The 14,819-nt window shown below is 41.2% G+C and carries 11 protein-coding genes; all 11 read left to right on the top strand.

Features of this window, described 5'->3' with window-relative positions:
- The first annotated feature begins 26 nt into the window (after positions 1-26).
- The 11 genes from FXF36_RS01075 (at position 27) to FXF36_RS01025 (ending at position 14,809) form a co-directional block, all read left to right on the top strand.
- Positions 27-1,322 (top strand): ATP-binding protein, encoded by a 1,296-nt coding sequence (locus tag FXF36_RS01075; protein WP_151622061.1) that lies wholly within the window; start codon positions 27-29, stop codon positions 1,320-1,322.
- Between the two features lie 72 nt (positions 1,323-1,394).
- Positions 1,395-3,833 (top strand): amidohydrolase family protein, encoded by a 2,439-nt coding sequence (locus FXF36_RS01070; RefSeq protein WP_151622060.1) that lies wholly within the window; start codon positions 1,395-1,397, stop codon positions 3,831-3,833.
- 210 nt (positions 3,834-4,043) lie between these two features.
- Complete coding sequence (locus FXF36_RS01065) at positions 4,044-5,783, top strand: GGDEF and EAL domain-containing protein (RefSeq protein ID WP_151622059.1); 1,740 nt, start codon at positions 4,044-4,046, stop codon at positions 5,781-5,783.
- Entirely contained in the window at positions 5,776-6,471 is a 696-nt protein-coding gene (locus FXF36_RS01060; protein ID WP_243143551.1) for an MgtC/SapB family protein, read from the top strand. The genes FXF36_RS01065 and FXF36_RS01060 overlap by 8 nt, the downstream gene beginning before the upstream one ends.
- A 67-nt stretch (positions 6,472-6,538) precedes the next feature.
- A complete protein-coding gene (locus FXF36_RS01055; RefSeq protein ID WP_151622057.1) occupies positions 6,539-8,116 on the top strand; it encodes a helicase HerA-like domain-containing protein in 1,578 nt (525 codons plus the stop codon).
- 178 nt (positions 8,117-8,294) lie between these two features.
- Positions 8,295-9,548 carry a transglutaminase domain-containing protein gene (locus tag FXF36_RS01050; protein WP_151622056.1) on the top strand — a complete coding sequence of 418 codons (1,254 nt, stop codon included), beginning with the start codon at positions 8,295-8,297 and terminating at the stop codon, positions 9,546-9,548.
- Positions 9,545-10,264: a cysteate racemase gene (gene cuyB, locus FXF36_RS01045; protein WP_151622055.1), complete on the top strand. Its 720-nt coding sequence runs from the start codon at positions 9,545-9,547 to the stop codon at positions 10,262-10,264. The genes FXF36_RS01050 and cuyB overlap by 4 nt, the downstream gene beginning before the upstream one ends.
- A gap of 2 nt (positions 10,265-10,266) precedes the next feature.
- On the top strand, positions 10,267-11,778 hold the full coding sequence (locus FXF36_RS01040; protein ID WP_174819701.1) for an amino acid adenylation domain-containing protein: 1,512 nt from the start codon (positions 10,267-10,269) through the stop codon (positions 11,776-11,778).
- A 129-nt stretch (positions 11,779-11,907) separates the two neighbouring features.
- Complete coding sequence (locus FXF36_RS01035; protein ID WP_151622054.1) at positions 11,908-12,141, top strand: phosphopantetheine-binding protein; 234 nt, start codon at positions 11,908-11,910, stop codon at positions 12,139-12,141.
- 85 nt (positions 12,142-12,226) lie between these two features.
- On the top strand, positions 12,227-13,738 hold the full coding sequence (locus FXF36_RS01030) for an MBOAT family O-acyltransferase (protein WP_243143550.1): 1,512 nt from the start codon (positions 12,227-12,229) through the stop codon (positions 13,736-13,738).
- 12 nt (positions 13,739-13,750) lie between these two features.
- The gene (locus FXF36_RS01025) at positions 13,751-14,809 is read left to right on the top strand and encodes an SGNH/GDSL hydrolase family protein (protein WP_243143549.1); all 1,059 of its coding nucleotides are present in this window, start codon (positions 13,751-13,753) and stop codon (positions 14,807-14,809) included.
- The last annotated feature ends 10 nt before the right edge of the window (positions 14,810-14,819 follow it).

The raw sequence follows: 14,819 nt of genomic DNA, 5'->3' as shown, positions 1-14,819 counted from the left end.
AGATGGGCAAGCAATTGGAGGCAAACATGTACGAAAAAATTTCAAGATTACTGATGTATGGAGACTTAACAGAAGAAAGCATTCTATACCGATTGGGACGAGCTATTGATAGAGTTGAAGCTGGTGACTATAACAAGCGTGAAATTACAAGAGAGATTAATGCAATTAGCAAGAGTCTTCTCATGCTTGCCACTGACTATGGCTTTGATGACAATCTCTGGCATAACTATATTGCCTACTACATCATTACAAATGAAAATCCGTTTTCTCTTGTCACAGAAAAGACTGAGGTGAAGTCAGGTACTGTGAACCAGCTTGTGGAAAATGATTTTAAGCTTCTAAAGGAAATTTTTGACTATGATTTTTCTGGCTTGGAGCAGGAACTTGGAATCAAAAGCTTTACCGTATTTACGAATTATTCTGCTGTGGATAAAAATAAGCAGATGTATAATCGGAATGTTAGCGAGAAGGTTAGAAGATTATCGAAAGCCCTTGAAAATGCTCCTGATGAAAAGGGATTCTTTAAGGTTATTACGAATTTCTATAAGTCCTATGGCGTGGGAATGTTTGGTCTTAACAAGGCGTTTCGTATTGAAGAGGTGGGCGAAAATGATATGAAATTTGTGCCTATCAACAACATGGAAGAGGTTGTTCTTGATGATTTGATTGGCTATGAATATCAAAAGCAGCAGCTTATTGATAATACAGAGGCCTTTGTTCAGGGGAAGAAGGCTAATAATGTACTGTTGTTTGGAGACAGTGGTACTGGAAAATCTACAAGCATTAAGGCCATCGTGAATCAATATTATGATCAGGGACTTCGCATGATAGAGATTTACAAGCATCAGTTCAAATATCTTTCAAAGATTATTGCTAGTATAAAGAATAGAAATTACAAGTACATTATCTATATGGATGACCTTTCTTTTGAGGAGCACGAGATTGAGTACAAGTTCCTCAAGGCTGTTATTGAAGGAGGCGTGGAGACCCGTCCAGACAATATTTTGATTTATGCCACATCAAATCGTCGTCATCTTATCAAGGAAACCTGGAACGATAGAAATGACCAGAGTAATCAGGACGACCGTCATCACTCAGACACAGTGGAAGAGAAGCTTTCTCTAGTTCACCGATTTGGTGTTACCATCAGCTACAGCAAGCCATCTCAAAAGGAATATCTGGATATTGTTCTTGCTTTGGCAAAGCGCGCAGAGCTTGATATATCAGAGGATGAGCTTATTGCAAAGGCAAAGATTTTTGAGATGGAGCAGGGAGGTCTTTCTGGAAGAACAGCTCAGCAATTTATAAATTTCATTAGTTAATTGCATTGGCTGCGTATTTATGTTATAAGTTACAGATATATTTTTGCGCAAGGCAATCTATGGGAGGAACCTATGACCTATTTTACCTGTTTCTTTCTGGACAATGAAAAGGATATTATTGTAAACCTGTACAAGGATTTGGACAGGATGTTTTATGTGCTAAAAACGCCTAATCATGGTACGGGCAATCTGATTAGAAATTTGTCACGAATCTGCAATTTGCCTCTCACTAAGGATGATAATGATATGCTTGTTATCAAAGGAGAGGTGCCATGTTTTATTGATGGTAGCAATCGAGAAAGCTATATTTTTAGGCTTCGTGACACTAAGGTTGCGAGTATTTACCCTGACGGAACAGTAGAGGTAAAGGCTACAATTCCTGCCATCGCAAAGACTCTTATGAGTCAGACCAAGGATTTTGTACTCCCTGTTGAGAAGACAATCTTCAAAACGTATATACGTAGAGAGTTGAAATTTAGAGCGGATTTGCACACTCACATGAATGGTAATCTTTCAGGAGATGTGCTTATTGCACTTGGCATTTCTCATCAAATCAGATATCCATTATATTATGTTAAAAAGCTTGATTTAAAGCTTACTGATGCCCAGTGGAGCCGTCTTAACGAGCAGCGCGAGAAGGTTGCAAGACAGTTTGTTTCTTCAGGGCTACAGGGAAAGTATCTTGATAGAAGAATTAATGATAATACCTTTATCAATTTTGCTGATTTGATTCTTAACAATCTGGATAACGCCGAAGATAATATCGTAAAGATTCGTGGTTCGCTGGCAGTAATAAAGGATGGACAGGCCGTATTTACGAATTTGGAAAAGGTCTACCTCTACCGCTATGTATTTTGTAAAGCAGTAGAGCATGAGGAGCCAATAAACCTTTCAAACAAGGTTGAAATGATTCCTGACATAGATGTGAAAAATGCTTTGATGCAAATGCTTAGAGATAAGGAAAATCCTGTTTATTGTAGCAACACTATCTTCCAGGATAAGCTTCTTTGGATTGCAAGAAGTTACAAGAAGCAGGGAATCTACTATGCTGAAATCAGCGATACCACTTTGGTAAAGAAATACGAGTCTCTTGAAATGCTACGTCAGGTTCATGAGGTAATGCCAAGCATTTATAAGGAGACTGGCGTGATGATTCGTTTTCTTGCTGCAATGCGTCGTATTCCTCTTACCATTATCAAGGATGCTGTTACACCGGAAAACTATTTGGAGCAGAACCTTGAGGTGCTGAAGGCAACAGCACTTGACCCTTATGTGGCAGGCTGTGACTTTGTTGGAGAGGAGATTAACGATATCATCACTCTTAAGCCAGCCTTCAAGGAAATTGTTAAAATTGCAAAGGTAGACCCAAGCTTTGTGATTCGAGTTCATGCGGGTGAGAATGATAGTCAGAAGGATAACATAGCTCATTCTATTGAGTGCGTTCGTGATTCCTTGGAACCAGGACAGCCAATGCCAAAGATGAGACTTGGCCACGGCTTGTATACCTACAGCCTTGCCAGCAAAAAGGGAAAAGAAGCACTGAAGCAGCTTAAGGATAATAACGTCACACTTGAATTTCAGATTACAAGTAATGTACGACTGAACAATCTGAACACTTTGGAAAAACATCCGCTGAAGGCGTACCTGAAGCAGGGCATTGCCTGTGTTCAGGGTACTGATGGTGCTGCCCTCTATGGAACAGATGCAATTGACGAGCAGCTTTCATTGGAAAAAATGCTTGGACTTTCTGATGCTGAGCTTCAACTTATGAAGGATGCGGAAACTAAGATTATCGAGGAGAGCCAGAAGGCTTATTCTGAGAAGAAGGCAGCATTTGCGAAGCTACTTGGTGACAGAAGCATAGAGGAGGTTCTCCTTGAGAAGATGCAGACAGTGAAGATTTCCAGGGGAAAGACCAAGGGTGAGGTAAAGCTGGATGCCAATACAGAGTTAAAGGACCAGATTACGGAAATCAGTTGGGACAGATTACCTGTGGTTCTCATAGGAGGAAGTTTCAATACTGAAAGCAGATCAACTAAATTAAGCGCAAATGCTACAAAACAGATTGATGAGCTGCTTGAACATCTTAATCCAGAGGAGGTTTCCTTTGTAATAGGACATACGCTTTCAGGATATGAGAAATATTTGTTAGACCATAATGATAAGGGGTTTAGGGTATACTCATTTGTACCTGCTGTCATTACAAAGCGTGAGGCTGATAAGATAAAAGCTTCTGGCGTAAAAGTGAGAGTTTCTACAGAGGCTCAGGCAATGGGAATCTACAAGAGTTTTAATTACGAGATTTTTGAGCGCCGTCCATCTATGGTGGTTGCGTTTGACGGAAACAGTGCTGCAATAAATTTGATTCAGGAAGCTAAAAATGGCAAAGGAAAAGCAGATATTTTTGTCTGGGCTAATTCGAAGAATCTTATGCAAAAGGCGAAATCATTGCAAGGTTATGTGCATTCGTTTGATAGTGAAACTAGACTTGTAGATGTTATGGATTATTAAATTAGCTAGTAGGCATCAAGCTCTTAGGTCTCTCAGTGAAACATTTAGTTGAACAGAGAGACCTAAGGCTTGTAGCCGTAACTAGCGGACTATAATACTTCTATCTTTCTAAATATTCTGTGAAAAAAGGCTAATGGACCCATAAATGATGTACAATATCATGTAGCTAGGTGTGTAATACTCAATCTATTTATTAGACGGAGGACATCGATGGGAAAAGCGCAATACATTCAAACTATCGTAGGTGACGTACCTACTGGGCTACCAGGCGGATTCTTTATCTATGAAGCAGATGGTGACGAGAAGATTCTGTTTGCAGATTCAAACGTCATCAGTCTCTTTGGGTGCGAAAATTTTGAGGAATTTATGGAATTCGTGGGTGGAACCTTCAAAGGAATGGTTTATCCAGAGGATTTATATAAGATCGAAAATCAGATCCAGGCTCAGACTGTTTTTGGCGATAAACGTCATGACTATGTCCGTTATCGAATAGTAAATAAGCAGGGTGAGACAAAATATATTGAAGACTTTGGGCATCTTCTTCATTGGAATAATGGAAAGAGCTTCTTCTATGTTTTCATTGTAGATGTTGATCAGAATGAATATTTGAATGTAACTCGTAATTCCTATGCAGAGGCAGAGGTTCTTTCATCGAACCGTGAGACAGATGAATTGACGGGCTTGTTTAACATGTCCTTCTTCTATCACAAGGTTCAGATTCTTTTAAACACAACTGACATGTGGAGAGAGGACAGTGCATTTATTCATTTTGATATCCCAAATTTCAAGCTGTACAATGAGCGCCATGGTTTTAAGATGGGCGATGAATTGCTCTGTGATATGGCCCGTATTATAAAGGATGTTTTCTACACAGGTACAGTTGCAAGATTCTCCGATGACCATTTTGTAATATTTTCAAATGGAAGCAAAGATGAAGTAATCAAAAATGTCGAGGAAGTATACAAGCGTATGCTTCTTCAGGATGATGTTAATAAAAAGGTTAGAGTGAAGGCTGGTATCTACTTTCTGGACGACCAGCGAGCAGAGGTTGGACTGGCCTGCGATCATGCCCGTCTGGCGTGTAACAGTATTAAGAACAGGCATGACCTAAATTATTGTATTTACGATGATATGCTTCGCGACAAGATGAGGCGTCAGCAGTATGTTGTTGACCATATTGATGAAGCTATCGCGAAGGATTATATAAAGGTTTACTATCAGCCTATTATTCGTGTGGCAACTGGAGAGGTTTGTGGTATGGAGGCACTGGTTCGATGGGTTGATCCATCTGTTGGAATGCTTTCACCCCTTGATTTCATCGAGACCTTGGAACACTTCCATTTGATACATTTGGTTGATGAATTTATGGTAAAGAGAGTGTGCCAGGACTTCAGAAATCTTATGGACAATGGACTTCCTACAGTTCCAGTTTCCGTTAATATTTCACGACTTGACTTCGATGTTTGCGATGTACTGAAGCTTCTTTCAGATTTCTGTGAGATTTATGAAGTGCCAATCGATATGATTGAGGTTGAGATTACTGAGAGTGCCTTCAATGATAATACCGGTATGATAAAGAATGAGGTTTCAAAGATTAGAAATGCTGGCTATGAAATCTGGATTGATGATTTTGGTAGCGGATTTTCTTCTTTGAATACCATTTCTGATTACGAGTTTGATGTGCTTAAGCTGGATTTAGTTTTCCTTAGAAGCTATGATTCAAATCCTAAGACCAGGACATTGATGAGCCATATTATAAAGGGCGCCAATGACATGGGAATAAAGCCTCTCTGTGAGGGTGTTGAGACTGAGGAACACTATCAGTTCCTTAAGGAAATTGGATGTGAGAGATGTCAGGGCTACTATTTTGGAAAACCTATGCCATTGGAAGAAATGCTAGAATATATTGCTAAAAGGGGATTGAGTTATGAGGGATATACTTTTGAGTAGTTCTTTCATAGATTACTTGCAGGGCATGAGTGACATGGCTGTTGTCATGAGACTTTTGATTGCCACTGTTTGCGGAAGTCTGATAGGCTGGGAACGAGTGGTGCGCAGACATAGTGCTGGAATTCGAACCTTTTCTTTGGTGAGCCTTGGCTCTGCGGTTGCTACAGTATTGAATTTATATCTTGCAAATCTTCAGGGGTTCAACGCAGATGTTAGCCGAATTCCTGCGGGAGTTGTCAGTGGAATTGGTTTTCTGGGAGCAGGCACGATTATCGTCACAGGACGAAATCAGATAAAAGGGCTTACCACCGCTGCGTCACTTTGGGTTGCATCCTGTATGGGGATGGCCTTTGGCGCAGGCTATCTGACTGTTGGATTTGCATGTTTCATTCTAGTGATGTTGGCAAATCTTGTGCTGATGCGAGCAACTCAGCAGATAGAAGAGTATAGCAGGTATGTCAGCATCTATATCGAGGTTGAGGAAAACAACGGAATTAAAAAGCTTCGGAAGAAGTTCTCTGAGATGGGATATCAGATAAGTAGCATGAACAAGACCAAGGACAAGACCCTGTCTGGCACGGACACAGCGGTTATGGTGGAGCTGGATTTCGGAAGTGCACATTCCCATCAGAAGCTGATGGATGAATTGAATAATTTGGATTTTGTAAGTTATGTAGAGGAGGTATAAAATACCTCCTCTATTTGTTATAATTACTCAAGAAGCATTATTTAGTCAATAATTTGGGAGGGTTATTATGCTTAGAGATGGTAAGATTTGGATTGCGAACACTGAAAGTGGTCAGCCTGTGTACATGCTTCCTAAAATGGCAAATCGCCACGGACTTATAGCTGGTGCTACTGGAACTGGTAAGACTGTTACACTGAAGGTTTTGGCAGAATCATTTTCGGAGATGGGGGTGCCGGTTTTCCTAGCTGATGTAAAGGGTGACATTGCTGGTATGTTGGAAAACGGCGTTGACAGCGAAAATATGCAGGAGCGCATCAAACGTTTTGGTCTGGCTGAGCATGGCTTTGAATACACCAAATACCCAACCACCCTTTGGGATGTGTTTGGGCAGAATGGTATTCAGGTGCGCACCTCCATTTCAGATATGGGACCATTGTTGTTGGGAAGAATCTTAGGCCTGAATGATTTGCAGAATGATCTTTTGACAATTGCTTTCAAGATTGCCGATGATAATGGTTGGTACCTATACGATACCAAAGATTTGAAGGCAATGCTTAATGAGTTGGCAGAGAATAATAAGGACTACGCGGCTGAATACGGAAATATCAGTAAGCAGAGTATAGGCGCAATTCAGCGTGCAGTGGTTGCTCTTGAGATTGCAGGCGGTGACAAATTCTTTGGTATGCCAGAGCTTAAAATTACCGATTGGCTCACAACAGACCCTAACGGCAGAGGAATGATTCATATTCTCGATAGTCAGAGTCTTATTAACAATGGAACTCTTTATTCAACCTTCCTTCTTTGGATGCTTTCAGAATTATTCGAAACAATGCCAGAGGTAGGAGATTTGGAGAAGCCAAAGATGGTATTTTTCTTTGATGAGGCGCATCTTCTTTTTAAGGATACACCGAAGGCTCTTTTGGATAAGATTGAGCAGGTGGTTAAGCTGATTCGTTCTAAGGGAGTGGGAGTTTATTTTGTAACGCAGAATCCTCGTGATATTCCTGATGGTGTTTTGGCTCAGCTGGGAAACAAGATTCAGCACGCACTTCATGCATACACACCATCTGACCAGAAGGCTGTGAAGGCTGCAGCAGATTCCTTCCGTGAGAATCCTGCTTTTAAGACAGCAGATGTAATCGAGGCTCTTGGAACAGGTGAGGCTGTTGCATCTTTCCTTCAGGAGGATGGTACGCCAAGCATTGTGGAGAAAGTATTTATTCTTCCACCAAAATCAAAGATGGGTGGAATAGATGCAAGTGTTCGTGACAACGCAATTAAATCAAGCAATCTTTATTCGACATATGCAGTTGCGGTAGACCCTGAGTCTGCCTATGAGATGCTTAATAAAAAGAATCAGGATGAGGCAGAGGCTGAGGCTCAGGCAAAGGCAGATGCAGCAGCTGCCAAGCAGCAGGCTAAGGAAGAAGCAGCGGCAGCAAAGGCGGCAGCTCGCGAAGCAGAGAAGGAGGCTAACCGCAGAAAGCGTGCAGCAAAATCTGTGGGAACCACTGTGGCAGGAACTGTTGGCCGCGAGGTAGGAAAGAAGGTAGGTAAGCAGCTTGGTGGCAAGTTTGGCCAAACTCTCGGTGGCAACACAGGAGCGCAACTCTTCCGAGGTATCCTTAATACGTTGTTGAAGTAATGCTAGAGAGCCTTGGTAGCTATCAATCTCTATATGTCACCTGCAGAGCCAATCTCGCTCAAAGGTGATATATAGGATTGTTAGCGTGACCAAGGCTTATTGGTATTTATTGACTCAGGCAATCATGATTGATACAATTAATCTCGAGTGTATTCATACACTTGGGAGATAATTAATCATGAGAAAAAATGATAGTGTAATAGGGTTCAAACAGAATAAAAGACATTCAAATAGGCTTCCATTTTTAATTGGTGCATTGGCTATAGTTTTAGCATGCGCCGGCGTGGGAGCCTATTTTTATTATGATTATTCACATCGAGTATATTCCACTTGTGTGGTTGAGCTTGGCGATGAGATATCAGCCTCTGATTATCTGAAGGATGTGTCCAAGACAGCTATTTTCACACCAGAGACAGTGGTAACAACCGAGCATGCTGGTATATACAGGGTGGGCATCTACTCCGAGCCTTTCACCTATGATTGTACTCTTGAGGTGGACGATACTACTGCACCTGAGCTTACAGTGAAGAATTTGACACGCACAAAGGAAGAGATACCAGGGGCAAAAGAGTTTGTTGAATCAGTAAGTGATGCCTCAGGGGATGTTACTGTATATTTCGGTGAGGGCATCAGCTTTGATAGTTATGGAGAGATTCCTGTGGAAATTGTTGCTGAGGATTCATCAGGAAACAGAACCAGTGCAACAGCTACTTTAAATCTTGTTGAGGAATATGATATTACACCTCCTGTTATCGAGGGACAGCTCGATAAAGTGGTTTATGTTGGTCAGAGTGCCAGTTTCAAAGCTGGAATCGAGGTCAAGGATAATGTGGACACTGATATAGAGGTTCAGGTGGATTCAAGCCATGTGGATATCGATACTCCCGGTGAATATCCGATTATTTATACTGCCACAGATTCCATGGGAAATATGGATTTGGCAGAGGGACTGATAAAGGTAGTGGAGCAGACCTACAGCGAGGAAGAGGTCTATGCTTTGGCTGACGAGGTGTTAGCTAAAATCATTACTCCTGACATGTCTGACTATGATAAAGCTCATGCAATATATGTGTGGATTCAGGGAAATATTGGTTACTCGGAAAGTACAGACAGAGATGACTGGCTTCGTGGAGCCTATGATGGTCTCACAAAGCGTCATGGCGATTGCTACAATTATTTTTCAGTGGGCAAGGCACTTTTAACACGGGCAGGCGTGAAGAATGCAGATATCGAAATCATCCCTACAGCTACCCGCCATCATTACTGGAGTGTAGTTGACTGTGGAGAGGGCTGGAGACATTTTGATTGCACCCCTCGAACCGACAAGAGCTTCAAGGGCTTCTATGTTACGGATGAGGATTTGATGGCTTATTCGAGCCAGCATTATCGCTCACACAATTATGACAGAGAGAAATATAGGTATTTCGAATGAAAAAACTAGGCATAATAGGTGGCCTTGGGCCCATGGCGACTGCTTACTTCATGCGTCGCATAATAGAGCTTACCGATGCCGCCACAGATCAGGAAAATATCGAAATGATTATATACAACTGTCCTTCGATTCCAGACAGGACAGGCTTTATCCTTGGGGAAAATCAGGAGAGCCCATTCCCAAAGATTCTCGAGATTGCCAGATCTCTTGAACACCAGAATGTGGACTATATTGCCATGCCATGCATAACTGCTCATTATTTTCATGACCAGCTTGCAGACAATGTTTTTATTCCTGTCAGCAATGGTATTAAGGAGGCTGCCCAGTATCTTAAGGAACGCGGCATCAAAAGAGTTGGCATAATGGCAACTGATGGCACTGCGTCAATGCATCTATTTGATTCAGTATTTAAGGATTATGATATCAGCTGCCTTTATCCAGATGAGACTGACCAAAAGCAGGTCATGAGCATCATTTATGATGATGTTAAGGCTGGAAAGCCTGTTGATATAGAGAAGTTTTTCGATGTGAAGGCCCACCTTTTAGACGCTGGAGCCGAGGTGATTATCCTAGGCTGCACTGAGCTTTCAATAGCAAAACGCGACATCGATGTTGGCGCACAGGTGCTTGATATTGTTGATGTGCTGGCAGCTGACTGTGTGAAGAAGTGCGCCAAGGCACGCCCAGAGTGCGAGAATTTAATTACAGAGGTATAGAAATGCAAAACAATGTACTAGATTATTTGGAAGGGAGCCTTCTCCGTTGCCCAGACAAAATCGCATATGCGGATGATGAGGTTCAGCTTTCCTTCAAAGATGTAAAAAGAATAATGGATAGTGTTGGCACAAGCCTTTTGAATCGAGGCTGCAAGCGTGAGCCGGTTATAGTGTTCATGAAGAAAAGCCCAAACACTATTGCAACATTTTTTGGCGTAATAAATGCAGGCTGTTATTATGTTCCAATCGACAGCGAGATGCCTGCTACACGTATTAATTTGATTTTAGATAACTGCAAGCCACGGGTTATCATCTGTGATGAAAGCACAGTTGATATCGCAAATAGTTTTGATTATAAAGCAGAGGTGGTATTGTTTTCTGATATCGTAAATACGGATTCGGATGATGAGGCTCTTGCACTTGTTCGTAAGAAGGCAATCGATACTGATCCAATTTATATTGTATTTACGTCAGGTTCTACAGGAGTTCCAAAGGGAGTATGTGCCTGCCATCGTTCAGTAATCGATTATATAGAGCAACTGTCAGAAACACTTGGCTTTAATGAGGACACAATCTTTGGAAATCAGACACCGCTGTATTTTGACGCATGCCTCAAGGAGCTTTATCCAACCTTGAAGTTTGGTGCTACTACCTATCTGATTCCACACTCATATTTCATGTTCCCAATCAAGCTTGTGGAATATATAAATGAGCATCAGATTAACACTGTCTGCTGGGTTGTTTCTGCGCTGACAATGATTAGTGCCTTTGCAACCTTTGACACCGTGGTACCTCATACATTAAAGACTATCGCTTTTGGTAGTGAGGTATTTCCTATCAAGCAGTTCAGATTGTGGAGAGCAGCAGTGCCTGAGGCGAAGTTTTTTAATCTATACGGCCCTACTGAGGGAACAGGAATGTGCTGCTATTATCCTGTTGAGCGTGAGTTCGCGGATGATGAAGTGATTCCAGTTGGCTTTCCATTCAAGAATACAGAAATCCTCTTGTTGAAGGAGGATAATACACTTGCAGCAGATGGTGAGCAGGGTGAGATTTGTATTCGTGGCACTTCGGTAACTCTGGGATATTACAACAATCCTGAGAAGACAAGCGAAGCATATGTGCAGAACCCATTAAACACAGCCTATCCAGAAATCATTTATCGAACTGGAGACATTGGTCATATCAATGAATATGGAGAGTTGGTGTTCCACTCACGTAAGGATTTCCAGATAAAGCACATGGGTCACCGCATTGAGCTTGGTGAAATTGAAGCAAATGTAAACCTTGTTCCTGAGATAAAGCTTTCAGGATGCATTTACGCCAAGGAGCAGGGCAAAATTGTGCTTTACTACGTGGGCGATATCACAGAGGGTGACTTAATCAAGGCGTTGAAAACAAAGCTACCACGCTACATGCTTCCGAACAAGGTGAATCGTCTCGATGAGATGCCATTCACAGCCAATGGAAAGATTGACCGTGTAACGTTAAGCAAAATGTATTCAAGTAAGTAAATTATTATAATTATTAAAATATTAAGTGAGTTGGTAGGCATCAAGCTCTTAGGTCTCTGTATGAGGCATGTAGCCGAAGGAAGAGACTCTAAGGCTTGTAGCCGTAACCAACGGACTAGGAGGTTTATTATGAATGAATTAATTGAGATTTTAAACGATTTACATCCCGAGGTGGATTTTACAACGGAGAAAGGGCTTGTTACAGGCGGAATCCTTGATTCTTTTGATATAGTTTCGCTTATATCTGAAATTAATGAGGAGTTTGATGTAACTATTGGTGCAGCGGAACTTACACCTGAGAACTTCGATTCTGCGGAGACAATTTACGCACTTATTAAGGCTAAGTTAGATGACGAGGACTAATTAAATGTTATTTACCAGTTACGAATTTTTAGGATTTCTGTTAGTGGTATTTATATTGTATTATCTTTTGCCAGGAAGGGCGCAAGTGCCCTTCCTGCTTCTTGCAAGTTATGCTTTTTATTTCATAGCAGATCCAAGATATTTGATTTTCATTGCTATCACTACAGTTTCAACCTTTTTTGCAGCCAAAGCCATTTCTGACAAGAAGGTTAGCTTTGATGTATGGTTCAAGGAGCACAAAAAGGAATATGAAAAGGAAGAGCGAAAGGCATTAAAAGCAAAAGAGCACGCTGCTGAGAAGAAAATCTTTTTATGCTGTCTTCTTTTTAATCTTGGTTTTCTTGCGGTAACAAAGTACACAAACTTTACTATTGCAAATATCAACAATATTATCGGTGCTTTTGGTAATCAGGGACAAATTTCATTTGTGGATTTGATTATCCCGATGGGTATTTCTTTCTACACTTTCCAGTCAATGGGATATCTTATTGATGTTTATAATGGCAAGTTCGAGGCTCAGAAAAATCTCATTAAGTTTGCATTATTCGTATCATTTTTCCCTCAGCTTGTCCAGGGACCAATCAGCCGCTATGCAGATTTGAGCCAGACTCTTTATGAGGAGCATAGATTTGATTGGCATACTGTGTCATTTGGCTTAGAGAGAATCCTTTGGGGCTTCTTCAAGAAGCTTGTTATTGCTGATAGAATTCTTGTGCCTGTTAAAGCGATTATCGCAAATACGGATTCATATAATGGATTCTATGCATTTGTTGGAGCGATGTTTTACGCTTTAGAGCTTTACGCTGATTTTACTGGTGGAATTGATATTACAATCGGTGTGGCAGAGACTATGGGAATTAAAGTCACAGAGAACTTTAATCGTCCATACTTCTCTAAAAACATCAAGGAATATTGGAACAGATGGCACATTACCATGGGTACCTGGTTTACGGATTATATTTTCTATCCAATCAGTGCCAGCCAGTTTATGATGAAGCTGTCAAAGAAGAGCCGCGCACGTCTTGGAAACAATCTGGGTAAGAGAGTGCCGGTTTATCTTTCAAGCTTTATTGTCTGGTTTACTACTGGTATCTGGCATGGAGCCAGCTGGAATTTCATCGTTTGGGGACTTGGTAACTTTGTGGTTATCATGATTTCTCAGGAGCTGGAGCCATTCTATCGTTGGTTCCACAGCAAGGTGAATGTGGCTGGAACCCTTGGCTGGAAGGTTTTCCAAATCATCCGAACAGTGCTTATTATGTCGTCACTTAGAATGTTTGACTGCTATCGTGATGTTCCTCTTACATTCAAAATGTTTGGAAGTATTTTCACTCAGTCAAGCCTGTCACAGTTAAGTGCTGAGGTATTTATCGGAATGGGAATCACAGCCTACGACTATCTTGTTGTGTTCATCGGTATGCTTGTGTTGGTTTCAGTCAGCCTGATTCAGCGTTCAGGCTCAGTCAGAGAGAAGATAGCTACCAAGGCTGCCCCTGTACGATTTATCATTTGGTATGGCTTATTTATGGCTACAGTAATCTTCGGTGCCTATGGTATCGGATACTCGGCTAGCCAGTTTATTTATAATCAATTTTAAACGGAGGATTCAATGAAAAAGATTATTTCAACATTTTTAATATTATGCATTGCCTTCTCCGGCCTTTTCCTTGCAACCAAGTTGCTGGAGCCAAAGTATATGTCTGGTATCTTAGAAGGTGCAATGATTGGCGAATACTATGATGACCCGACTGATCACAATGTAGTTTTCATTGGTGACTGTGAGCTTTATGAAAATATTTCACCAGTATATTTGTGGGAGAATTACGGAATCAATTCGTATATACGTGGAAGCGCGCAACAGCTCATATGGCAGTCTTATTATCTCGCAGAGGAGACAATCAAAAGAGAGCATCCAGATATCATTGTTTTCAATGTGCTTTCCATGAAATATAATGAGCCACAAAATGAAGCTTACAATCGTATGTCAATCGACGGTATGCGTTGGTCATCAAGCAAGGTGAACAATATCAAGGCATCAATGACAGAGGAAGAGCGTTTTGTGGATTATGTATTTCCATTATTGCGTTATCACAGCCGCTGGAGTGATTTGAACTCTGATGATTTCAAATATCTTTTCCATAGAGATAAGGTTTCATTCAATGGTTACTATATGCGAGTGGATGTGAAACCAGCTGAGGATGTTCCGGAGGGAAAGCCACTGGCGGATTATCAGTTTGGAGATAACGCATATACGTATTTAAACAAGCTTACAAAGCTTTGTAAGGACAACGATGTGCAGCTTATTTTGGTTAAGGCGCCAACCCTGTATCCATATTGGTATCCACAGTGGGATGAGCAGATAGCAGATTTTGCCTCATCAAATAATCTTTCATACATCAATTTCCTGGAGTATCAGGATGAGATGGGAATTGATTGGCAAACAGACACCTATGATGGCGGCTTGCATCTGAATCTTGCAGGTGCAGAAAAGATGTCGAATTTCTTTGGAAAGCTATTGGTAGAAGAGTATATGGTGCCAGACCGAAGAGGAGAGCAGAAGCTTGAAAATTATTGGGCAGGTGTTATAGAAAGATACAATTCGGAGATTGAGCGACAAAACAGAAACTTGGAGCTTTATGGTTCGGTTCATGAACCAGATGAAAAATAGGAGAATTCAT

Source organism: Pseudobutyrivibrio xylanivorans (assembly GCF_008935055.1).
In the GTDB taxonomy this organism is placed as follows: domain Bacteria; phylum Bacillota; class Clostridia; order Lachnospirales; family Lachnospiraceae; genus Pseudobutyrivibrio; species Pseudobutyrivibrio xylanivorans_A.
The sequence above is the reverse complement of the archived record's forward strand: the minus strand, read 5'-3'. Positions and strand labels throughout refer to the sequence as shown.

Bases quoted from the DNA above. Each gene is read 5' to 3' on its own strand.
- cuyB (WP_151622055.1), top strand. From the start codon at position 9,545: ATGAAAAAACTAGGCATAATAGGTGGCCTTGGGCCCATGGCGACTGCT.
- FXF36_RS01070 (WP_151622060.1), top strand. From the start codon at position 1,395: ATGACCTATTTTACCTGTTTCTTTCTGGACAATGAAAAGGATATTATT.
- FXF36_RS01065 (WP_151622059.1), top strand. From the start codon at position 4,044: ATGGGAAAAGCGCAATACATTCAAACTATCGTAGGTGACGTACCTACT.
- FXF36_RS01035 (WP_151622054.1), top strand. From the start codon at position 11,908: ATGAATGAATTAATTGAGATTTTAAACGATTTACATCCCGAGGTGGAT.
- FXF36_RS01075 (WP_151622061.1), top strand. From the start codon at position 27: ATGTACGAAAAAATTTCAAGATTACTGATGTATGGAGACTTAACAGAA.
- FXF36_RS01040 (WP_174819701.1), top strand. From the start codon at position 10,267: ATGCAAAACAATGTACTAGATTATTTGGAAGGGAGCCTTCTCCGTTGC.
- FXF36_RS01050 (WP_151622056.1), top strand. From the start codon at position 8,295: ATGAGAAAAAATGATAGTGTAATAGGGTTCAAACAGAATAAAAGACAT.
- FXF36_RS01055 (WP_151622057.1), top strand. From the start codon at position 6,539: ATGCTTAGAGATGGTAAGATTTGGATTGCGAACACTGAAAGTGGTCAG.
- FXF36_RS01025 (WP_243143549.1), top strand. From the start codon at position 13,751: ATGAAAAAGATTATTTCAACATTTTTAATATTATGCATTGCCTTCTCC.